Origin of the sequence: Aquibacillus koreensis, from assembly GCF_025154055.1 — a bacterium.
Classification (GTDB): Bacteria; Bacillota; Bacilli; order Bacillales; family Amphibacillaceae; genus Aquibacillus_C; species Aquibacillus_C koreensis.
In genome coordinates, this window is record NZ_JAOALK010000033.1 from 211,524 (window position 1) to 233,593 (window position 22,070).

Here is a 22,070-nt window from a genome sequence, read left to right on the forward strand (position 1 = left end):
ACCTAGATGAATGAACTGGAGCAATTGTCGGTGGAAGAAACATGGATTAATGATAAGGAACAAATAATTGATCAATTAATGCAGGAATATAGCGATGGTATTTTATATCTTGTATTTACCTATGTAAAGAATCGTACGACCGCAGAGGATTTAACACAAGAGATATTTATAAAGTGCTATGAAAAATTAGATCAATTTAATCAGCAAGCATCAATTAAAACCTGGGTTTACAGAATTGCTAGTAATCATTGTAAGGATTACTTAGGAAGTTGGCATTATCGCAAAATAAAACTCAACGAAAAAATGTGGGACTATCTCCCTTCTAAATCAAAACAAGTGGAAGAGGAAGTTATTTCAAAAAATCAAGAAAACAGTTTATATCGTGCAATTATGGCATTACCTATAAAGTATAGAGAAGTAGTTTTTCTACATTACTATGAGGAGTTATCATTAGCACAGATAAGCAAAGTTACTACCATAAATATTAATACAATAAAAACTAGATTGAAACGTGCCAAGGAATTATTAAGAGATAAGATGATGAAGGAGGTTTAATAATCGATGAGTGATCCATTTGTTAATTTAAAAAGTGCAATGAAAGAAGCAATCTTTAAAGACTTTTCCTTTTCGGATGAGCGAAAAGATGCAGTAAAAGAAACAATAAGGGGGAAACATTCTCAACAACAGCTACATTCTTGGAAGGAACAAACGATTTTAGCTGTATTAGAATCGATTCAGCATGAACCCAAAAATGGTTACGATATTTCAACTCACCTCTTTCATAAAAAGGATTTTAGCTTTCAAAATAATGAAGGTCAGCTTTATACACTTTTACATCTACTTGAAAACAAGGAAATTGTCATATCGAAATGGATAGAGGAAAAGAAGTATTATTTCTTAACGATGAAAGGGATAAAATATTTAGCTACTTCCAAACAATCAAGCTCTAAGAAACAGGTATCTATAAAACATTTACTCGAGGAGGCCTCTTTATGAGTACCAACAAATTTGAAGAATTTCTAGCTAAAGTAACCTCTAAAGTGAAGTCTAAGGAAGCCCATAGTTTGATTAGAAAAGAACTGCGTAATCATTTACAACAGTTGAGTCAGTCTTATCAACAAAAAGAATCTTCTAGAGAGGAAGCAGAAGAGAAAGCAATTGAAGAAATGGGAAATCCATTTACGTTAGGAGAGAATTTAAATCAACTTCATAAACCAAAAATGGATTGGGTTCTTATTGTGTTATTCGGGATCATTGCTGTTATCAGTTTTCTTCCCCTAATAAATGGCGTTTACGGGTTACCAAATCCTATAGTCAAACAAGCAATATGGTACACACTGGCTGTCCTTACAATTATTACTCTTCTGTTCTTTGACTATCGGAAACTAAAGAACTTGTGGATGTTTTTTTATGGGATTGGCTTAATCATGCACGTATATACTTATTTTTTTGGCATAATGATCAATGGTGCTAAAAATTGGATTGCCTTTCCAGGAGTAACCTTGCATGTACCTATGATAACTTTGTTTTTATTTATCCTTGCTTGGGCTGGCATCTTTAATAGAATTAATGAGTTCGCTAGTAGAATCAAACAAGTCTCACTATTTTTTCTTTTTTGGATTCCAATATTGATCTATCTAATGCTTCCAGAATTAATGGTAGGTCTTATTTATTTAATTTGTATAGTAACCATGTTTGCTTTCTCACCTATTCAAAAAAAATTAGCTATAAAGATAGTTGCATTTAATGTGGGTGTAGGAGTAAGTGTTGTTAGTGTAATAATGATTAGTTCTTTTGGGAGATATGTCCATGATCGATTACCTTTTTTTCTAAATACCTATAATCCCGATGAAGAAGCATTTATATATAACAAAATTAGGGAAACACTTTCCCAAGCAGGCTGGTTTGGGAATGGAATTAACAAGGAGTTTGATGCACTACCATTTGTACATACGGATTTCGTTTTCCCTTTTCTCGTGTATTCTCTTGGTTGGGCATTCGGAATTATCCTTTGTCTAATTCTTTCCGTATTTATTATACGGATCTCATTAAACGCATTTAAAACAAAAGATCTTTACGGAAGATTAATAGTGATTGGTGGGACAGCACTATTTACAGTACCCACGATTTTAAACATCCTAATTGGATTGGGTTTAGTACCGATTCTCGGAGTCCCCTTACCGTTTATAAGCTATGGTGGAAGTATGCTAATCGTTTCAGCTGCTATGCTTGGACTTATTTTAAGCATATACCGTAGAAAGGATATGGTAGAGGCAACGGTGTTAACTAAGTATAAGAAGACAATAGATTTTGATAGAAAACTTTGAACCAAGATAGTTAATTTGATAAATAATTAGCCTGCATCTTTTGTTATAACGAATCAATGATGCAGGCTTTAACAATTTTATTACACATCGTTATTCACTTACATTGCTCTTGTTGAGCTATTAAGGGCTAACGTTTATCTTTTGTTCCAGATACGCAGCCGATCGTTGAAGAATATTGTTTATTCAGACACTTATAAAAACACCCCAGAAATAAGAAGTGTAAGGATTCCCACTCCTAGCAATACTTCCCTTCGCTATTTTTCGTTTTATCTACTCCTTTTGAAAAAACTCGCCTTTCAACATACACATACGAAGTCGGTCAATAAATTCTCCATTTCTTAATCTATCTTGTCTTAAAGTACCTTCTTCAACATAGCCCATACGTTTATAAGATTTGATAGCTTTTTCATTGTCCACTTCAACTCTGAGCCAAATTTTATTTAGTCCTAATTCATTAAATCCCCATAAAAGCATTTCTCTCATTGCAGCAAGCCCAAAACCTTTACCCCAATAGTTTTTATCCCCTATTGCAATCCCTAATTCAGCGTGTTTGTTTAACTTGTCGATGTTTTTTAAATCAACCCAGCCAATATGTTTTCCCTGTGCTGTGACAATGGCTTTTTGTTCATATCCATTTGTTTTGTTTATGCACATTTTAATCCAATTTGTAGTTTCTTCTCTACTAAAAGGTGGATACCTCTCTGGCATATTTAAATGCTTTGTTACTTCCTTATCTAAACACCATTGAAAACGGTCTTCCACGTCTTCAAGAGTTAATTCTCTTAATTGTACTTTCGGTAATTCTGCTATTTTCATCTCTTGATCTCCCTTTATTATCTTTCTATTCACATACAAAAAGTTAGATTTATGTTGCAATAACTGTTGAATTATTCTGCCAGTTACTTTAAGATCAACACTTCACAATATCACAAATCTTCATTCATGAATGTGAACAGCAGAAGAAGATTAGTTCACCTTTTTCCAAAATTAAGGTACTCTTCTCTTAATATAGAATATAGCTTCAGATTCCGATGCTCGCCTTTGATTAACATCGCTTTTCTCATCGTACCTTCATACGTCATTCCTGCTTTCTCCATCACTCTTTGCGAACCTATATTTTCGGAAGAGCACCTTGCCTGAATCCGTACTAAGTCCATTTTTTGAAAGCCGAATTTAATTAACGCTTTCGCAGCTTCTGTTGTTAATCCTTTGCCCCAACACTCTTTAGCAATCACATATCCAATTTCTGCAGTTTGTTGTTTCGGTTCCCACCACACAAAATCAACCGTGCCAATAAACTTACTATTTGCCTTGTATTCAATACCCCATGGCGCAATTTTCATATCCTCATACTGGTTAATTATAAATTCGATAAACCCTTTCGAATCTGATAACGATTGATGCGTATCCCATGTTACATATTTAGAGACCTCTGGATTTGATCCATATTGGTACATATCCTCTACATCTTGTAGCGTTACTTTTCTAAGGATCAATCGTTCCGTTTCTAGTGTGGGTAAACTTCCGTAGATGTCTGCTATTTCCATGATTACACCTTCTTTTGTCGTTTTTGAAGTTGGTACTAAGAATAATTACTAGGAACTTCAGTTTGTTGGATAATTTAAGTCCTCATGTTTGTTTTTTATTTGACCACATTTTATACAATCCAATAACTAAAATCGCAATTGCAATCATCTCCATTGTTTTAGGTATTAAAGTAAATATTGAAACTAATTCTCCCATCGTCATGCCCAATTGTTCATGGTTGTTTATTATAGAATCCATAAAATATGGAGCGATCACTTCATATACTTGGTTAATAAGTAAAAGGCAAAAAGAATATACACCCGCCTTAAATGCGTGTTTTATAGATAGCATAAGTCCAAAGATAAGCGAACTAATAAATATTGCGTTAACAAGTAATATCATAAAAGAAATAATCTTATACACCCCTTTTTTTAATGATTTGTGCTTTTTAATATGGAGCAATATCGTAAACTTTCATCTACTCCCCAAAAGCATACCGAAGTTAATATCGATGCCATAAAAATAATGCCATAACTTCGCCAAAATTGGTTAAAATCCGTTAATACTGTTTGAGTTTCAAAGAGTAATCCAATGAAAAAAATAAAACCGATACCAAAGATAACGTGGATCACGAGAGACCAACAGATACGTTGCCTATTTGCAAACTGTTTAGTTAATTTTTCTGATAAAAATGACACAGGAAGTCCATACAGTAGTATTGCGGGAATTGCAATCCAGCTTACAAATAACGCCATTGGAAAAAATGCTATCAGTTCTTCCCCTTCTGTTAATACAAACCAAGAAGCAAGCAAAGAGATGGATAATAACGTAGCAAAAATCAATGTTAATAGTTTTCTTTTTAGCATTCGATCACCTTCCTTTATCTAACTTTACCAAATAATTCAAATTCACAAAACATTTTGTTCTATAAAAAACAATACAAAAAAGCAGTTCAAGTTAGAAGTGCAATTTCAATTTACACCCCCAAGCTGAACTACTTTTAACAGGCTTGCCTGCCAACCTATTTACTTTTTTATCTGATTAGAACGATACATAATATATAAAAAATACGGTGCTCCTATTAATGCAACAATAATACCAGATGGGATTTCTTTTGGTACGATAAGTGTTCGACTCAGAATGTCCGCTATTACTAACAAAACTGCTCCAAGTAAAGCTGTTGTTGGTAGTAGATGTCTATGAGCTGGGCCTAACAACATGCGTGCTAAGTGTGGAGCCATTAAACCAACGAAACCAATCGTTCCAACAGCTGCTACACTTGCTGCAGCGACAAGGGAGGCGATTAATGCCAACACAAACCTCGTACTCATGACCCTCATTCCTAATCCCATTGCTGTATCATCGCCTAAGGATAGTGTTTCAATATTTCGAATTTGGAAATATAAAATTGGAATGATGATGATCATTGGCCATAACAAGTAATTGAATAATTCATTCCAACTCTTCGCATAAGTGGTTCCAGATAACCATGTTAATGCAGATGCTACCGACATATCTGCTTCTACTACAAGAATTTGGATCACTGCTGAGCCAAATGCCGAAATCCCTACCCCTAATAACGCTAGGATTGTAGGTTGAAACTTTGCCCGGTACGATAAGCCCATTACAATGAAAAAGGCTACAATCGCCCCAGCAAAAGCACCTAAGGGAACAAAAACAGCAGAAAGTCCTGAAACATAAAGGACAAGCAGTGCACCTACACCAGCTCCAGAGGTAATCCCAATTACGGATGGGTCAGCCAATGGATTTCGTAGAACCCCTTGAAAAATATAACCACTGATCGCAAGTAATGCACCACTAAATCCTGCTACAATAATACGTGGTAAACGAATATCTAAGATCATTTTTCTAATAAAATCATCCGATGTACCGAATACAGCTTGGAAACTTTTCATCACTTGTATGCCAGAATTTCCGGTTGAGGCACCAACTATAATTAATCCAAGTAACGCAACAGACAACAGTACCATCACAACCGTCGATGAAAATGGTAAACGCATATTGCCAACAAGCATGGCCGATCCCTTTTCTCCATACCGTTGATTTTGTTTTCGAAGAATCAAAAAGATTAACCAAGGCGCACCGATAAATGCAGTGATCGCACCAACTGGCAATTCAGAAAAGGATGGGTCTATGATACGGGCTAGAACATCTGCACCTAAAAGGACATTTGCTCCCCAAATAAACGAACCGATTAAAAGCAGGTAATGATTTTGAAAGCCTAGTAATTTAAGCAAGTGCGGCGCGATTAATCCAACAAATCCAATGGGACCAACGACACTTACGGTAACTGCTGTTAGGAACACGGCAACTAATAACGAGACTAGCCTTAGCCTTGATATATTTTGTCCGAGTGATGAAGCAACATCTTCCCCAAGACGAAAGATGTCTAATTGCTTTGCAAGTAGGATAGCTGCCAGCATCCCTAACACAATAAAAGGTAACGAGAACTGTACGCCGTTCCAGTTGTTTTGGACAAGCGTTCCAGATCCCCATAAGAAAAGACCAGCAGTTTCATTTTCATAGAAAATCTGTAATAACGATGTAAAAGAAGAGAACATGATTGTTACAACCATGCCTGCAAGGACCATTTTTACTGGATTAGACGATGTAACCCCTGCTAGTCCAAATACAAGGGCAGCAGTCAAGACACCACCAATAAACGCTACAATCAATCCATTTAATTGCAGACTAACAGGCATAAAAATCGTAGCAAACACAACTGCAAAATAAGACCCTGCATGGATCCCTAATGTACTAGAAGATGAGAGTGGATTTTTAGTAATTGTCTGTAAGATAACACCAGATACTGCTAGTGCCCCTCCGGCTAAAATTCCAATCACCGCTCGAGGTAGGCGCAAATATCGAACTGTATGATGCTCTAACAAATCCTGTGGTGCAAATATAGCTTGTAGCACAACACTTGGCGAAAGATCCACACTTCCTTGATTGATATGTATAAATAATAAGAAAAACAAAAGGACGGTTCCCCCTAAAAAGGTAAGAACCGTTTTAACCCAATTGTTTTTTACGAAACTAGCCATCATATATCACTACTCTTGTATTAATACTTCTTTAATCTGCTCCGCAAACACCTGTGCAGATAGCGGACCACCAAACGTCCACGTATCACCTGGAAGTTGGTATGTTCTTCCTTCTTCAACAAATCCAAGGTTTTCCCATGCTGGGTTACCAGCTAATTGATTTGAAAAGATATTATCTTCCTCTTGCACAATATAGAAGAAATGTGCATCCTGGAAGTTTTGTAAAGCTTCGACACTAGCTTGGTCAAATCCATATGCTTGGAACCCTTCTGATTCATAAGCATTTTCTAAACCAATATTCTGCATAATCTGGATTGCCATTGCATTGTCTTTAAACAATCTTATCACAGGATTGTTTTCAGAGCTATAAGCTTGAGATAAAACAAATGATTTATTCTCAATATTAGCTGCATCAATTTCCTCTTTTGCGCTTTCATATGCAGCGTCTAGGTCAGTTAAAACCTGTTCTGCTTCTGATTCTTTTCCAAATAGCTTAGCAATTTCATTGAATGTCGTAGTCATCTCTTCGTACTGGTTTCCTTCCCCTTCATTCGGGTAAGGATTGAATGCTAATGTTGGAGCAATCTCTTTTAAGCTATCCATAATTGCTTCATGACGGAAACCTGCAGTTATAATCACATCAGGATTAAGCTCTGCTACTGCTTCAAGGTTTGGCTCTTGACGTGTACCTACATCTGCAACATCTTCAGAAAGCTCTTTATCAATATTTACCCACGCATGGTAGCCTTCGATGTCTGCCATACCAACTGGTTGGATATCAAGTGCTAAAACGTCTTCCGCATACACCCACTCAAGCACTACTACGCGCTCTGGCGTTGTTTCAAAAGTTTGTTCTCCATACATATCAGTAACGGTTACAGAAGATGCTTCCTCTGTGTCTTCTGTACCTTCTGTATCTTCTGTAGTGTTATTGTCTGTTGTATCCTCTGTTCCATTGTTATCTGTTGTTTCTGGCTCTGCTTCATCGTTACCACATGCTACAAGTACAAAACTCGTAAGTAATCCAATTAATAAAAGTAGAATTGCTTTTTTCATTGATCGTACACTCCTTCTTATGTAATTTTATTCTTAGTAGGTAATTTTTGGAGTTACCTAAGCCTCGCTAATTGATAAAGATTATCATTATCACACTAGTAATCGTACACAATTGCACGAATTCTGTCAAATAGTTTTTCAACTTTATTGTGTGTATATTAATCTTTGTTTATTAATGTTGTTTTTAAATAGCCATAGTACAGGGGGCTTTGGAAGAATTCATCTTAAGTGGACATTTATTCCACTAATTACACTAAAATTTTCGTTTTGATCATCTCCGAGGACATTTTTTCCGTTATTCCCTTATTTTTGTGATGTTTTTTGAACATTTCGAAGTAATAACGGAACAAATGTCCGCGTATAAGCTAAAAAGGGTTGAAACTAGGCATATAACGGAATAAATGGCCGTTCAATCCCCCTTGCTATATAAAAAAACACCCTTGCCAACAAAAAGGCAAGGGTGTTCTCAACAATTATTTATTTAAGTTGTAGAAAGATGCAAGACCTAGGTATTGACCAGTTCCAACTAGTTCATCTTCAATGCGAAGAAGTTGGTTGTATTTCGCAACACGGTCAGTACGTGATGGAGCACCAGTTTTGATTTGACCAGCGTTTGTTGCAACTGCGATATCAGCAATTGTAACGTCTTCTGATTCACCAGAACGGTGAGAGATAACTGCTGTGTAACCAGCACGCTTAGCCATTTCGATTGCATCGAAAGTTTCAGTAAGTGTACCAATTTGGTTCACTTTTACAAGGATTGAGTTACCAACACCTTGCTCGATTCCTTGCTTTAATTTTTTCGTGTTTGTAACGAATAGGTCGTCACCTACAAGTTGTACACGATCGCCAAGACGGTCAGTTAATAGCTTATGACCTTCCCAGTCGTTTTCATCAAGACCATCTTCAATAGAGATGATTGGGTATTTGTTAACCATTTCTTCGTACCAGTCAACCATTTCAGCAGAAGTACGTACAACACCTTCACCTTTAAGGTTGTATTTACCATCTTCGTAGAATTCAGAAGATGCTACGTCCATTGCAAGTTGTACTTCTTCTCCTGGCTTGTAACCAGCAGCTTCGATTGCTTCAATGATTGTAGAAAGTGCTTCTTCGTTTGATTTCAAGTTAGGAGCGAAACCACCTTCATCACCTACTGCAGTGTTAAGGTCTTTACCGCTAAGAACTTTTTTCAAGCTATGGAAGATTTCTGCACCCATACGTAATGCTTCACGGAAAGTTGGAGCACCTACAGGCATAATCATGAATTCTTGAATATCAACGTTGTTGTCTGCATGCTCACCACCGTTAACGATGTTCATCATTGGTGTTGGAAGAGTCTTCGCGTTGAATCCACCAAGGTAAGTGTAAAGAGGTACACCAACATGGTCAGCAGCCGCTTGAGCTACAGCCATTGATACACCAAGAATTGCGTTAGCACCTAATTTACCTTTGTTTTCTGTTCCATCAAGCTCAAGTAACATTTGATCGATGACTACTTGACGAGTAACGTCCATACCTAGTAATTCTGGAGCGATTACTTCGTTTACGTTTTCTACTGCTTTAAGAACACCTTTACCTAAGTAACGTTCTTTGTCACCATCACGTAATTCAACTGCTTCGTACTCACCAGTTGACGCACCACTTGGTACGATTGCAGAACCGAAAGCGCCTGATTCAGTGAAAACTTCTACTTCTACTGTTGGGTTACCACGTGAATCTAAAATTTCGCGTGCATAAACATCTGTAATATATGGCATTATTTTTGTCTCTCCTTTTAATCCTAAGTTTTTTATAGCATGTTCTTCGTCACGATCTCATGGCAAAAGAACTTACTTCTTCATTAACGTTGTACCAGTCATTTCTTTAGGCTTTTCAATACCTAGTAAATCCAATAATGTTGGTGATAAATCTCCAAGAATACCACCGTCACGCAACTCCGCACCCTCTTTAGTTACAATTACAGGTACTGGATTCGTTGTATGGGCAGTCATTGGTGTTCCATCTAAGGAAACAACTTCATCAGAGTTTCCATGGTCGGCTGTAATAATAGCATGCCCACCTTTTTCGATAATCTTGTCGACAATTTTACCTAAACATTCGTCAACCGTTTCAATCGCTTTAATCGTTGGCTCTAGCATACCAGAGTGGCCAACCATATCCGGATTAGCGAAGTTTAAGATAATTGCGTTTTGTTCACCTTTATCTAGTTCTTCGAGTAGTGCATCGGTTACTTCATATGCACTCATCTCAGGCTGTAAGTCGTATGTTGCAACTTTTGGTGAATTAATTAAAATACGTTTTTCACCCGGGAACTCTTGCTCACGTCCACCACTCATAAAGAATGTTACGTGTGGATACTTTTCTGTCTCCGCAATACGGAGTTGCTTCAGATTATTTTGAGCAAGCACTTCACCTACCGTATTATCCAAATTTACTGGCTCGTATGCGACATAGCCATCAACTGTTTCACTGAAGTTCGTTAAACAAACAAAGTGAAGGTTCTTTGGTGCTTTTTCGCCACGATCGAAGTCACGAAAATCTTCATTCGCAAATGTACGAGAGATTTGAATCGCACGGTCTGGACGGAAGTTATAGAAAATAACGGAATCATCATCTTCTATTGTTGCCGTTGGGTTACCATCTGCATCCGTAATCACAGATGGAAGAATGAACTCATCGTAGATGCCATTTTCATAAGAATCATCCACTAGTTGCATTGGATCCGTGTATGTTGGACCTTCTCCGTAAACCATTGCATCGTATGCTTTTTTCACACGATCCCAACGCTTATCACGATCCATCGAGTAATAACGGCCAGAAAGTGTTGCAATTTGACCTACTCCATATTCTTTCATTGTATCAAGCGTAGCTTGAATATATTTCTTCGCTGATTTTTGTCCCACATCACGTCCATCAAGGAAACCATGAACGTACACTTTTTCTAAACCTTTTTCACCTGCAAGCTTTAAAACTGCGTACAAGTGTTCAATATGACTGTGCACACCACCATCAGATAACAAGCCAAACACGTGAAGAGCTTTCCCATTTTCTTTAGCATGGTTGACAGCATTTAGTAATACCTGGTTTTCATAAAAATCGCCTTCACGAATAGATAAGTTTACACGCGTTAAACTTTGATATACCACTCGTCCAGCACCAATATTAAGGTGTCCTACTTCTGAATTTCCCATTTGACCCTCTGGTAAACCAACAGCCTCACCACTTGCTTCAAGTTGACTGTGTGGGAATTGATTCCAGTAGCGATCAAAATTTGGTTTCTTTGCTTGTGCAACTGCGTTTCCTTTTACTTCATCACGGAAAGCAAATCCATCAAGGATAATAAGCGCAGCTAATTTATCCTGACTCATTTTGCACCAGCCTCCACTAATTTTAAGAAAGAATCAGCTTCAAGGCTTGCTCCACCAACTAGTGCGCCATCGATATCAGATTGAGATAATAACTCATCAACGTTAGCAGGTTTTACACTACCACCGTATTGAATACGAACCGCTTCAGCAGCATCCGCAGAAACAGCTTCTGCAACTACTTTACGAATATGTGTACATACTTCATTCGCTTGTTCAGAAGTAGCTGTTTTACCAGTTCCAATTGCCCAGATTGGCTCATAAGCGATGATTGTTTCTTTTACTTGTGCTTCAGATAGACCAGCTAAAGCTTTCTTCACTTGGTCTTCTACAAGTGTCATTGTTTCATTGCTTTCACGTTGCTCAAGTGTTTCACCAACACAAACGATCGGTGTTAAACCATGGTTAAATGCAGCATGAGCTTTCTTGTTTACCGTTTCATCTGTTTCAGCAAAATATTCACGACGCTCAGAGTGGCCAAGTACAACATAAGTAACACCAATGTCTTTCAACATTACTGGGCTTACTTCTCCTGTAAAAGCACCATCATCTTCAAAGTGCATATTTTGTGCAGCAATTTTCACATCAGAGCCTGCAGCTTTATCAACTAGAGCAGCAAGGTAAACAAATGGCGCACAAACAACAGATTCTACTTTGTCATTAGCAGGCACACTATTTTTTGTATCTGCGATAAACTGTTCTGCTTCCGCAAGAACTTTATTCATCTTCCAGTTACCTGCAATTACTTTTTTACGCATGTTAACACCTCTCCTGTAATTATTTATCACTTAATACGTTAACGCCTGGAAGTACTTTACCTTCCATGAACTCTAAGGAAGCTCCACCACCAGTAGAAATGTGGTCCATCTTATCAGCAAAGTTAAATTTCTCAACAGCAGCTGCAGAGTCTCCTCCACCGATTACAGTGTACCCTTCTGTTTCAGCAAGTGCTTCAGCAACAGCAATTGTTCCTTTTGCAAATACTTCTAACTCAAACACTCCCATAGGCCCGTTCCAGATCACTAACTTAGAATCTTTTACGATAGAAGCATATTTTTCACGTGTTTTCGGACCGATATCTAAAGCTTCTAAATCAGCAGGAATGCTATCGATCGCAACTATTTGTGTATTAGCATCATTAGAAAAGTCATCAGCAACGACCACATCAACAGGGAAAACCATGTTAACGCCTTTGTCTTTTGCTTTTTGCATGAATTCTTTTGCTAATTCAATCTTATCTTCTTCTAATAATGATTTTCCGATTTCATGACCTTGCGCTTTAATAAATGTGTAAGCAAGACCTCCACCGATAATCAAGTTATCTACTTTATCTAGTAGATTATCAATAACGCCAATCTTATCCTTAACCTTCGCTCCACCAATAATGGCAGTGAAAGGACGCTCCGGATTAGATAGTGCTTTACCAAGCACTTCTAGTTCTTTTTCTAAAAGAAAACCTGCTGCAGATGGTAAATGTTCAGCAACACCAGCAGTAGAAGCATGCGCACGGTGTGCAGCACCAAATGCATCATTAACATAGAAATCAGCTAATTTAGCGAATTCTTTTGCTAATTCAGGATCATTTTTTGTTTCACCTGGGTGGAAACGAACGTTTTCAATTAGTAGAACATCGCCGTAATTAAGTTCTGCTGCAGCTTTATCCACTTCTGGACCATATACTTCGTCTGTTTTTGTCACAGTTTTATTTAAAAGATCACTTAAACGTTTTGCAACTGCATCTAAACGTAGTTCTTCTACAACTTCACCTTTTGGTCGGCCTAAGTGACTAGAAAGAATAACACGAGCACCTTGTTCTACAAGATATTGAATTGTAGGTAATGCTGCTCTGATTCTTGTATCATCCGTTACTTCTCCGTCTTTCATTGGAACGTTAAAATCTACGCGACAAAATACCTTTTTTCCATTAACGTCTAAATCACGAATTGTCTTCTTGTTCATTTTGCGCCCTCCTAACATTTTCCCTAACCTATAACAAAAGCTAACTTATGTACGTTTCTTTAACAGAAACCATACAACACGTGCCCCTTTAATCATTGAAATGGGAGGAGGATTATTCCCCCTCCCATTTACATTTCCTATTATTACTAATTTCTATTCAAGGTTTTATTAAAGACCTTGGTTTTTAAGGAAGATAGCTAAGTCTACACAACGAGCAGAGTAACCCATTTCGTTGTCATACCAAGATACAACTTTAACAAGGTTACCTTCCATTACCATTGTAGATAGTGCATCGATTGTAGAAGAATGTGGATCTCCAACATAGTCAGCAGAAACTAATGCTTCTTCGCTATATCCAAGAATTCCTTTAAGTTTGCCTTCAGCAGCTTCTTTGAATGCTGCGTTTACTTCTTCAGCTGTTACATCTTTATCTAATTCAGCAACTAAGTCAACTAAAGAACCGTCTGGAGTAGGCACACGCATAGCCATACCATTCAATTTACCTTTAAGCTCAGGAAGTACAAGAGATACTGCTTTTGCAGCTCCAGTGCTTGTAGGGATAATGTTTTCAGCTGCCGCACGAGCACGACGGTAGTCTTTATGTGGTAAGTCAAGAATTTGTTGATCATTTGTATAAGAGTGTACAGTTGTCATCATACCGCGCTTAAGACCAAAGCTGTCGTTAAGTACTTTCGCGAATGGTGCAAGACAGTTTGTTGTACAAGAAGCGTTAGAAATTACGTGGTGGCTTCCAGCATCATACTTGTCTTCGTTAACACCCATAACAATTGTAATATCTTCATCAGAAGCAGGAGCAGAAATAACTACTTTTTTCGCACCAGCATCAAGGTGTTTTTTCGCATCATCACGAGCAGTAAAGCGACCAGTAGATTCGATAACAACTTCTACACCAAGGTCACCCCATCCAAGATTAGCAGGATCACGCTCAGAAAGTACTTTAATTTCTTTTCCAGCTACTACTAGGTTAGAACCATTAACTGTTACTTCCTCTTCAAGCTTACCGTGAACAGAATCATATTTTAACAAGTGTGCAAGCATATTAGCATCTGTTAAATCGTTAACAGCTACTACTTCTACCTCGTTATTTTTAAGTGCTTGACGGAATACGTTACGGCCAATACGACCAAAACCATTAATACCAACTTTTACAGTCATTTTTGTTTCCTCCTTATAATTGTGTAAAAAAATATATATTAAAGGGTAATTTCCCTTAATAACTCATTTGCTGCAGCTTCATCTGTAATTAATACATTACTTTTGCCTTCTTTAAAATAAGAAGTGATTGCTTTAGCTTTCGATTCTCCTCCAGCGACAGCGATCACACAGTTAGTATCAGACAAGTCTTCTAATTGAATACCTACTGTTCTAACTTTATGAACGACCTGACCCTCGCTATCGAAATAATAACCAAAGGCTTCACTAATGGCATTTCCCTGAACAATCTTTTCTAACACTTCCTCAGAGGTTTTTCTTCGCTTCGCCATTGTTAAAGCATCACCTATTCCATGAATAACAACATCTGCGTCTCGAATTAATTCTAACGCTTCTTTTACGGATGGCTCTCCGATGATGGATTGGTAAGATTCTTCACTTAGCGGATCCGGCACATATAATAATCGATATTGCCCTTTTGCTTTTCTGGCCATCTCTACGCAAATCGTGTTTGCCTGATTCTCCACTCGTTCACCAAGCCCACCTCTTGCAGGAACAAACATACAGTCTCTCGCTTTCTCCAAGGGATGCATCATCTCAGCTACTGCTGCCATCGACGTACCACCAGTTACAGCGATTGTTTGGTTGGATTGAAGCATGAGCTTTAAATAATTGACACATGCTTTTCCCAGTTCTTGTTTTACCCAATCATGCTCATCACTATTACCAGGTACAACAATAACATGATCTAATTGTAGTTTGTCTTTTAAATGTTGTTCTAACAGATTAAAGCCCGAAACTTCATTCATGAAATGCACGAGTTGATCTAAAACTTCATTTCCTGATTTAGTCAAATGCATTCCTTTTGCAGTTACGTCAATAAATCCATGCTTGTTAAGAAAATCAATTTCACTTCTAACATGTCGTTCAGTCATTTCAATATTGTCGGCTAAACTTCTGCGTCCTATTGGTTCCATTAGTTGTATGTAATGCAAAATTTTATAGCGTCGCTGCATGACAATGAGCAAATCAGGGAATAATTTTTTTTGAAGATCAATAAGTGCTCTCATGACGTAACTCCTTTTATCTTTCTCCCCGGGCTAATTATGTCCCTGCTAGTCATAAAATGTCCCACCAGCGCCAAAAAAATTCCTCTTGCATAAATTATTGTATCAGATGCCTCATTTTACCACAACTAATTTCTACATATTTTTCGTTAAGATTGTGTGAAAAGTCTAGAGTTATTTACATGTTTTTGTTAAATCTCTCTTGACTTTTTTATACTATACTAAACTAAATGTTTGCTGATATGATCGATGCTAACTTGTCCATAATCGACTTCTACGCCGTCAATTTCAACTACTGGGATCATCAACTGATATTTCTCTAACAAATCATCATTTTGATAAATATCGACTTCTTTCAACTCAAATGGATGGTCTAGTTGTAAAAATTCTAGCAATTGCTTGGCATCTTCACATAAAGGGCAGTTTACTTTTGTATACAAGATAACTAGTTTCATTGTGATCATCCTTCTCATCTATACCGTTATTTTCGCATATTTGTTAGGAAAAATAAAATAATTGGGTTCCTTTGTGATGCGTTACTGGATTATTGGTGGGTAACGCTAAATTATTACTAAGTGTCGCTAATAAATGCAAAGTGTCGCCAAATTAATGGACAAAATCGCTAAATTATAGCACTTTGCAGCTAAATTATAGCTCCTCACCGCTAAATTACCGTCTCACAAGGAGCTCATCAACCATTTTTAAAAGTAAAACTCCTCTAATACGACTAATAGAGGAGTTTCGTCACCGTTAACCTAGTGCTTTTTCAGTCATTTCTTTTAACACAGAGGCAGAGTGCTCTAGTTGTTGTTGTTCTTTTGCATTTAATTCTAATTCTACTACTTGACGGATTCCGTGTTCATTCACAACGGCAGGAACACCTAAAAATACATCCTTTAATCCGTATTCTCCGTCTAATAGCGTCGATACTGTCACAATAGAATTTTCATTGTGTAAAATTGCTTTTGTTAACCGAACAAGGCCTAAAGCAATCCCGTAATACGTAGCGCCTTTACTTTCAATGATGGAATAAGCAGCATCACGTACATTGACGAAGATCTCTTGCATTTCTTTATTATTCTCGATATCATCTATATCCGCATATCGACTTAGTGGCACACCACCAATTTGGACGTGACTCCAGACTGGCAATTCAGTATCTCCGTGCTCACCCATGATGTATGCATGAACATTTCGTGAATCTATTTCAAAATGTTCACTTAATAAATACCTAAATCGAGCTGTATCTAAAATTGTGCCAGACCCAATAACCCTCTGTTTTGGTAATCCGGATACTTCAAGTGTTACGTGACTTAGAATATCTACTGGGTTTGTCGCTACAAGGAAAATACCCTTAAATCCACTTTTCATTACAGCGTTAACAATGATCCGAAATACTTTTGCATTTTTTGATAACAAATCTAATCTTGTTTCACCAGGCGCTTGATTTGCTCCAGCTGTGATCACAACTAAGTCAGCATTGCTACATTCATCATAGTCACCCGCACGAATTTTCATTGGAGAACCGAATGGCATACCATGGTTTAAGTCACGGGCTTCTCCTTCTGCTTTCTCCCTATTAAGGTCAATTAGAACCAGTTCATTTGCTACCCCTTGATTGAGTAAAGAAAAAGCATAACTTGATCCAACAAAACCTGTACCAACAACGACAACTTTTCTCGATTTTGTAACTGTACTTACCACAAAGATCATCCTTTCTTTTCCTATCAACCGGCACAGATCACACTGTTAGTAATTGCCGACCTATAACGAAACATACAACCCATATTAATCAGTCCATATACTTAATTTTTCCTAAATACTATTTTCCAAACAATAAAAAAACATACGGAAATACTTTCTAAGAACTTTATAGACTTTTAGGTTGAGTATGTTCACCTTTAATGCTACTATATCTCATATTTGGTAAAAATAACAAAACTTTTTCAACAACTAAGTTTAAAGTTTCTTAATATACATGGTTAGATAGAAAATTGTACAAGAAGGCTTCGAGTAAGTTAGTCTAAAAAGACTGTTTAATGTTGTCTAGCTGTGATTCAATCGCGAATTCAACACCTGCTTTTCCTTCTTTTACTAACCCATAAATATACGAGAGGCTTACTACGAATAAGTTAATCCCTAAACCGAATGCACTTCCTAAACTATCTACAGCACTATTGTCAATAATAAGGGTACGATCGTTTCCAAGTAGATCGTTCAGTACTTTTAACAAGTCATTAGAAGGGTTAGGGGTAGTTAGAATGATTCCATCTACGCCATTTTCAACTGCAAGTTTCACTTTCTCCTCACTGAAATTACCTTTCAAATAAATAGGGATCGTGACAGAATCCCTTATATAGGCTAGATCTGCCCAAGTAACACTTGGCTTGAATGCTACTTCTTCTAGTTCCTCAAAGTACGACTCTGCTCTACTCTTTCCATATACTCTCCTAATGAAGAAGGGGTCTACTGCAAAGTTAGCATAACCATTGGTCAAGATGGATTCATTTCCCGCTAGAGGTGAGGCATCCAGTGAGATCACAATAGCTTGGTAGCCTGCAAGTTCTGCACGTTGAGCAAAGCTCTTGGCAATATTCGAATCATTTGGATAATCCAACTGAAACCAACGAACCCCACCCTCGTTTACATCAGCAATTTCCTCTAATGTGTAAGAAGAAAAAGTACTTGCTATAAATGGAACCCCTTTATCTGTAGCCGCCTTAGCAACTGCTAGCTCACCATCTTCATGAACTAGGCACAGAGATGGTGCTGGTGCTAATAATAAGGGACCAGTGATTGTTTTTCCATGTAGTATTTTGTGAATATCTACATCTCTATTGTTTTTTCGCTCTAATGGGTTTGTCAAAGATTGATTATATAAAGCATCGTTCGTTCCAAACACATGTGCAATATACTTATTAAATTGTTCTTCTATTGATACTTCCGTATGATTATTTCTCTGAACCATGTCGATCCCTCCAAGAATTTTTATGAGCTTGCCTAAGCAATAGCGTCTTGAAAAAAGTTGCTTGAGATTGAATTTAAATAAGGTGCGTGTAACACGGAGAACTGTGTGTAATATAAGCGGCTATGAGAGACCTTATTTTCATGTTTTAGGCCGATTTTGAACCTGAGCGGCTATACAGTTCGCTATTTAAACAAAATGCCGGCTTAATCAATGAAATCAGGGCAAATAAGGGCTCTGGTAGCCGCTAAGATCCTATAACCCTAGATTTTAGCCAAATAAGAGCTTTCATAGCCGCCAAAATTCACCTCATCACTTACCGGCTATGAGCGCGCTTATTTACAAGTAATGCACAGAATTACCTTCCAAAATAGGGCACAAAACGACTTAGTTACGTCCCATTTTCCGTTAAAAGCATTCATGTATAAGAAAAGAATCCAATAAAAAAACTCCCTGAAATAAAATCAGAGAGAGTTCATGTTTAAGAGCCCTCTCTTATCTCTCAAACATTCGTTTGCAGGATGTAGCACCTAAAGCGCAATGCTTTTGGTTGCTGGGTTTCATAGGGCCAGTCCCTCCACCACTCTTGATAAGAGAATATTGCTATATAATTATGCGAGAACTTTTTGATTAATTGATACAAAGTTATGTTTCATTTTAAATGCTTCTAGCTGATCACATTGCTTAACAATCGACTTAATTAGCTCATTATTTGCTAGCACACGCGTACATGTAATAGTACTTAGACCATAAGGGATTTCCCATTGGTCCAATCTATGTAATTGATGCACCGGATCAAGTGAGCCTACGAGCAGCCATTCTTCTTCCTGCAGTTGATTTGTTTCAACAAAGGTTTGTGCTGTGGGAATGGATGATACTTCTTTTAATTCGTAAATACTGATGAGATCCTCCAACATTGCACTAGCTGTAGGCAAGGCGCCTGCTCCAGGTCCTTGAAAAGATAACTCTCCTACCACGTCTCCAGTCACATTGATTGCATTGTTTACACCTTCCACTGCATACAAGGCATGTGACTTTGGAATTAATATAGGCTCCACGGATGCATGAATTTTGCCACCACTTATCTCTATTGTAGCAACATGCTTCATGCGTGCATCGAGCGATTTCGCAGCTAAAAGGTGTTCATATTGAATATTTCTAATTCCCTGCACTTCTACCTTATCCCATGCTGGTTGATGTCCAAATAGAAGTTCACTGATAATCATTAATTTATAGAAAGCGTCCCATCCATCGATATCATTGGATGGGTCTGCCTCTGCATACCCTTTTTGTTGAGCAACCGCAAGTACATCTACAAAAGCAGCTTGATTTTCACGCATCGTAGATAGGATAAAATTCGATGTTCCGTTAAGAATTGCTTCCACTTTTATCGTTTCATTTACGCGAAGGACATGCTTTAGTGTACGAATAATAGGAATACCACCAGCCACTGCAGCTTCATACTCTAGTCTAACGCCATGTTGCTGCGCTTTCCTTTTTAATTCATACCCTTTATGAGCAAGTAATTCCTTATTCGCAGTAATGACATGCAAACCACGTTCCATTGCCTTCCTAATATAGGTGTAACCGGGTTCAACACCTACAATTGCTTCCATTACAATATCTAAGTCGGATATTTGAAGAATGTCTTCAATATTTGAGCTGAGTAGGATGTCTGCTTGGATGTCTCTTTGCTTTGTTTCATCTTGAACTAAAATCCCAACGATTCTTACTTTTTTATGTAGGATTGCTTCAAGACGCTTTTGATGCGTTTGGACAACTTGATAAACACCTTTACCAACCGTTCCAAACCCTAATAAAGCAACTTTTATTTCACTCATTGTTTCCACCCTCATTTCCAACTATCCTTTAGGCATGAAGCTTTTGTAGCTCTTGCTCTTTTAATTTTCTTCGTAAAATCTTTCCACTAATCTTTGTTTTCGGCAACTCATCTACGACTTCAATTTCTCTTGGTGCTGCGTGTGCAGATAAGTTTTTGCGTACAAACAGTCGAATCTCTTCTAATAAAGCCTCTGATTCCACAAAACCTGTTCGAAGTGTAATGAAGGCTTTAACAATTTCCCCACGGATCGGGTCTGGTTTACCAACTACACCTGCTTCTGACACTGCAGGATGCTCAATTAATTTACTTTCTACTTCAAATGGTCCAATTCTTTCTCCAGCCGAATTGATCATATCATCACTACGACCTTGGAAAAATACATAGCCCTCTTCATCTTGTAGTGCTAGATCACCAGAGATGTACCAACCTTCATATAGAAAGTAAGAATTAAACTTATCTTTATTTCCCCAAATCTCTTTCATTAATCCTGGCCATGGAGCACGGATCGCTAATTGACCAACACTTCCACGTGGCAGTTCATTTCCTTCTGAATCTAGAATCCCCACCGTAATACCTGGGAATGGTCTACCCATCGAACCTGGTTTAATTTTTTCATTCGGAAGGTTTACAATTAAATGTCCACCTGTTTCAGTCATCCACCATGTGTCATGAATCCGTAATCCAAGGTTATTCCATGCCCAGTGGATTACTTCTGGATTTAGTGGCTCACCTACACTTAAAATATGTCTTAATGAGGACAAGTCATATTCTTTAAAAATTTCTCCTTGTGATAACAACATACGAAATGCCGTCGGAGCACTATACCACGTTGTAACTTTCAATTCTGCAATTAATTGATACCAATTTTCCGCTTTAAAACGACCACCTTGAATGACGATCGTCGCACGATTTAACCAAGGCGCAAACAGACCGTACACACTACCAGTAACCCAACCTGGGTGTGACGTGCACCAATACACGTCATCCTCTTGGATATCCAATACCCATTTGCCAGAGATGATGTGGTGAATCATCGAGCGATGTGCATGTAACACACCTTTTGGTTTACCAGTGGAGCCGCTCGTATAATGGATAATTAATCCGTCTTCTAAGTCAACCCACTCTACTAAACTTTCTTTTGCTGGAGCTTGTGGAAGGGCATCGATCTCCTCAGCAAAAAGAATCGTTTCTAACGAAGGAATATCTTTTTGGGGAACACGCTTCACTAGTTCCTTATCCGTAATTAATACAGTTCCTTTACAATCATTGATTCTATCTTTTACGGCTTCTTCCATAAATGCTTCGAACAAAGGACCTGCAATCGCACCAATCTTAATGACAGCTAAAATCGAAATATAACATGCAGGTGTTTTCGGTAAAAATACAAAAACACGATCACCTTTTTGTACGCCATGATCTTTCAACACTTGAGCATAATGATCTGTTTGGTGTTTTACTTCATTAAATGTTAATGACTTTCGCTCATCACCATTGATATAATGTAGGGCAATTTTGTCGCCATAGCCTTCCTCTACATGACGATCGATCGTCTCATAGGCAGCATTAACTTTTCCTGTTTGGAAGTAGCTAAGCTCTTTTGCCGCATCTTCCCACTCAAATGTATCTTTTACTTGATCATAGTTTTCTAGATTGTATGAACCTGCAATAGCTTTAATTTCGTTTATCTCTTTTGCTGACATGGTCAGATCCCCCTTTGTTT

General features: G+C 37.7%; 20 protein-coding genes and 1 riboswitch. Of the genes, 3 read left to right on the forward strand and 17 right to left on the reverse strand.

Annotation, left to right across the window (positions count from 1 at the left end):
* The first annotated feature begins 6 nt into the window (after positions 1-6).
* The 3 genes from NYQ66_RS09695 to NYQ66_RS09705 are packed head-to-tail and all read left to right on the forward strand — an operon-like array spanning position 7 to position 2,327.
* Complete coding sequence (locus NYQ66_RS09695) at positions 7-555, forward strand: sigma-70 family RNA polymerase sigma factor (protein WP_259869141.1); 549 nt, start codon at positions 7-9, stop codon at positions 553-555.
* Between the two features lie 6 nt (positions 556-561).
* Complete coding sequence (locus NYQ66_RS09700) at positions 562-996, forward strand: PadR family transcriptional regulator (protein WP_259869142.1); 435 nt, start codon at positions 562-564, stop codon at positions 994-996.
* Positions 993-2,327 carry an FtsW/RodA/SpoVE family cell cycle protein gene (locus tag NYQ66_RS09705; RefSeq protein ID WP_259869143.1) on the forward strand — a complete coding sequence of 445 codons (1,335 nt, stop codon included), beginning with the start codon at positions 993-995 and terminating at the stop codon, positions 2,325-2,327. The genes NYQ66_RS09700 and NYQ66_RS09705 overlap by 4 nt, the downstream gene beginning before the upstream one ends.
* 270 nt (positions 2,328-2,597) lie before the next feature.
* On the opposite strand, the gene NYQ66_RS09710 is transcribed toward NYQ66_RS09705, so the two are convergent.
* The 17 genes from NYQ66_RS09710 to acsA all read right to left on the reverse strand — a co-directional run bounded on the left by NYQ66_RS09710 (position 2,598) and on the right by acsA (position 22,050).
* A complete protein-coding gene (locus NYQ66_RS09710; RefSeq protein WP_259869144.1) occupies positions 2,598-3,143 on the reverse strand; it encodes a GNAT family N-acetyltransferase in 546 nt (181 codons plus the stop codon).
* A 155-nt stretch (positions 3,144-3,298) separates the two neighbouring features.
* Positions 3,299-3,874 carry a GNAT family N-acetyltransferase gene (locus tag NYQ66_RS09715; RefSeq protein ID WP_259869145.1) on the reverse strand — a complete coding sequence of 192 codons (576 nt, stop codon included), beginning with the start codon at positions 3,872-3,874 and terminating at the stop codon, positions 3,299-3,301.
* 82 nt (positions 3,875-3,956) lie between these two features.
* A complete protein-coding gene (locus NYQ66_RS09720) occupies positions 3,957-4,256 on the reverse strand; it encodes a hypothetical protein (RefSeq protein ID WP_259869146.1) in 300 nt (99 codons plus the stop codon).
* Positions 4,257-4,285: 29 nt separating this feature from the next.
* Positions 4,286-4,720 carry a hypothetical protein gene (locus tag NYQ66_RS09725; RefSeq protein WP_259869148.1) on the reverse strand — a complete coding sequence of 145 codons (435 nt, stop codon included), beginning with the start codon at positions 4,718-4,720 and terminating at the stop codon, positions 4,286-4,288.
* Between the two features lie 159 nt (positions 4,721-4,879).
* Complete coding sequence (locus NYQ66_RS09730) at positions 4,880-6,919, reverse strand: iron ABC transporter permease (protein WP_259869181.1); 2,040 nt, start codon at positions 6,917-6,919, stop codon at positions 4,880-4,882.
* Positions 6,920-6,928: 9 nt separating this feature from the next.
* Positions 6,929-7,975: an ABC transporter substrate-binding protein gene (locus NYQ66_RS09735; RefSeq protein ID WP_259869149.1), complete on the reverse strand. Its 1,047-nt coding sequence runs from the start codon at positions 7,973-7,975 to the stop codon at positions 6,929-6,931.
* A 473-nt stretch (positions 7,976-8,448) separates the two neighbouring features.
* On the reverse strand, positions 8,449-9,735 hold the full coding sequence (gene eno / locus NYQ66_RS09740) for a phosphopyruvate hydratase (protein ID WP_259869150.1): 1,287 nt from the start codon (positions 9,733-9,735) through the stop codon (positions 8,449-8,451).
* A gap of 72 nt (positions 9,736-9,807) precedes the next feature.
* Positions 9,808-11,346, reverse strand: coding sequence for a 2,3-bisphosphoglycerate-independent phosphoglycerate mutase (gpmI, locus tag NYQ66_RS09745; protein ID WP_259869151.1), 1,539 nt, complete (start codon positions 11,344-11,346; stop codon positions 9,808-9,810).
* Positions 11,343-12,101, reverse strand: a complete 759-nt coding sequence (gene tpiA, locus NYQ66_RS09750; RefSeq protein ID WP_259869152.1) for a triose-phosphate isomerase — start codon at positions 12,099-12,101, stop codon at positions 11,343-11,345. Before tpiA ends, gpmI begins: the two co-directional genes overlap by 4 nt.
* A 19-nt stretch (positions 12,102-12,120) precedes the next feature.
* Entirely contained in the window at positions 12,121-13,302 is a 1,182-nt protein-coding gene (locus NYQ66_RS09755) for a phosphoglycerate kinase (RefSeq protein WP_259869153.1), read from the reverse strand.
* A gap of 168 nt (positions 13,303-13,470) precedes the next feature.
* Positions 13,471-14,478: a type I glyceraldehyde-3-phosphate dehydrogenase gene (gene gap, locus NYQ66_RS09760; protein WP_259869155.1), complete on the reverse strand. Its 1,008-nt coding sequence runs from the start codon at positions 14,476-14,478 to the stop codon at positions 13,471-13,473.
* A gap of 38 nt (positions 14,479-14,516) precedes the next feature.
* On the reverse strand, positions 14,517-15,545 hold the full coding sequence (locus NYQ66_RS09765; protein ID WP_259869157.1) for a sugar-binding transcriptional regulator: 1,029 nt from the start codon (positions 15,543-15,545) through the stop codon (positions 14,517-14,519).
* A gap of 218 nt (positions 15,546-15,763) precedes the next feature.
* Positions 15,764-15,997 carry a glutaredoxin family protein gene (locus NYQ66_RS09770; protein ID WP_259869159.1) on the reverse strand — a complete coding sequence of 78 codons (234 nt, stop codon included), beginning with the start codon at positions 15,995-15,997 and terminating at the stop codon, positions 15,764-15,766.
* Positions 15,998-16,292: 295 nt separating this feature from the next.
* Positions 16,293-17,246 carry an L-lactate dehydrogenase gene (locus NYQ66_RS09775; protein ID WP_259869161.1) on the reverse strand — a complete coding sequence of 318 codons (954 nt, stop codon included), beginning with the start codon at positions 17,244-17,246 and terminating at the stop codon, positions 16,293-16,295.
* 319 nt (positions 17,247-17,565) lie between these two features.
* Positions 17,566-18,510 carry an alpha-hydroxy-acid oxidizing protein gene (locus NYQ66_RS09780; RefSeq protein ID WP_259869162.1) on the reverse strand — a complete coding sequence of 315 codons (945 nt, stop codon included), beginning with the start codon at positions 18,508-18,510 and terminating at the stop codon, positions 17,566-17,568.
* Positions 18,511-18,999: 489 nt separating this feature from the next.
* A riboswitch (SAM riboswitch) is annotated at positions 19,000-19,103 on the reverse strand.
* 15 nt (positions 19,104-19,118) lie between these two features.
* Positions 19,119-20,348 carry a homoserine dehydrogenase gene (locus tag NYQ66_RS09785; protein WP_259869163.1) on the reverse strand — a complete coding sequence of 410 codons (1,230 nt, stop codon included), beginning with the start codon at positions 20,346-20,348 and terminating at the stop codon, positions 19,119-19,121.
* A gap of 28 nt (positions 20,349-20,376) precedes the next feature.
* Positions 20,377-22,050 (reverse strand): acetate--CoA ligase, encoded by a 1,674-nt coding sequence (acsA, locus tag NYQ66_RS09790; protein ID WP_259869164.1) that lies wholly within the window; start codon positions 22,048-22,050, stop codon positions 20,377-20,379.
* Positions 22,051-22,070 lie beyond the last annotated feature (20 nt).

Bases quoted from the DNA above. Each gene is read 5' to 3' on its own strand.
- NYQ66_RS09705 (WP_259869143.1), top strand. From the start codon at position 993: ATGAGTACCAACAAATTTGAAGAATTTCTAGCTAAAGTAACCTCTAAA.
- tpiA (WP_259869152.1), bottom strand. From the start codon at position 12,101: ATGCGTAAAAAAGTAATTGCAGGTAACTGGAAGATGAATAAAGTTCTT.
- NYQ66_RS09780 (WP_259869162.1), bottom strand. From the start codon at position 18,510: ATGGTTCAGAGAAATAATCATACGGAAGTATCAATAGAAGAACAATTT.
- NYQ66_RS09730 (WP_259869181.1), bottom strand. From the start codon at position 6,919: ATGGCTAGTTTCGTAAAAAACAATTGGGTTAAAACGGTTCTTACCTTT.
- NYQ66_RS09785 (WP_259869163.1), bottom strand. From the start codon at position 20,348: ATGAGTGAAATAAAAGTTGCTTTATTAGGGTTTGGAACGGTTGGTAAA.
- gpmI (WP_259869151.1), bottom strand. From the start codon at position 11,346: ATGAGTCAGGATAAATTAGCTGCGCTTATTATCCTTGATGGATTTGCT.
- NYQ66_RS09720 (WP_259869146.1), bottom strand. From the start codon at position 4,256: ATGATATTACTTGTTAACGCAATATTTATTAGTTCGCTTATCTTTGGA.
- NYQ66_RS09700 (WP_259869142.1), top strand. From the start codon at position 562: ATGAGTGATCCATTTGTTAATTTAAAAAGTGCAATGAAAGAAGCAATC.
- NYQ66_RS09770 (WP_259869159.1), bottom strand. From the start codon at position 15,997: ATGAAACTAGTTATCTTGTATACAAAAGTAAACTGCCCTTTATGTGAA.
- NYQ66_RS09765 (WP_259869157.1), bottom strand. From the start codon at position 15,545: ATGAGAGCACTTATTGATCTTCAAAAAAAATTATTCCCTGATTTGCTC.
- eno (WP_259869150.1), bottom strand. From the start codon at position 9,735: ATGCCATATATTACAGATGTTTATGCACGCGAAATTTTAGATTCACGT.
- NYQ66_RS09695 (WP_259869141.1), top strand. From the start codon at position 7: ATGAATGAACTGGAGCAATTGTCGGTGGAAGAAACATGGATTAATGAT.
- NYQ66_RS09755 (WP_259869153.1), bottom strand. From the start codon at position 13,302: ATGAACAAGAAGACAATTCGTGATTTAGACGTTAATGGAAAAAAGGTA.
- gap (WP_259869155.1), bottom strand. From the start codon at position 14,478: ATGACTGTAAAAGTTGGTATTAATGGTTTTGGTCGTATTGGCCGTAAC.
- NYQ66_RS09735 (WP_259869149.1), bottom strand. From the start codon at position 7,975: ATGAAAAAAGCAATTCTACTTTTATTAATTGGATTACTTACGAGTTTT.
- acsA (WP_259869164.1), bottom strand. From the start codon at position 22,050: ATGTCAGCAAAAGAGATAAACGAAATTAAAGCTATTGCAGGTTCATAC.
- NYQ66_RS09710 (WP_259869144.1), bottom strand. From the start codon at position 3,143: ATGAAAATAGCAGAATTACCGAAAGTACAATTAAGAGAATTAACTCTT.
- NYQ66_RS09725 (WP_259869148.1), bottom strand. From the start codon at position 4,720: ATGCTAAAAAGAAAACTATTAACATTGATTTTTGCTACGTTATTATCC.
- NYQ66_RS09715 (WP_259869145.1), bottom strand. From the start codon at position 3,874: ATGGAAATAGCAGACATCTACGGAAGTTTACCCACACTAGAAACGGAA.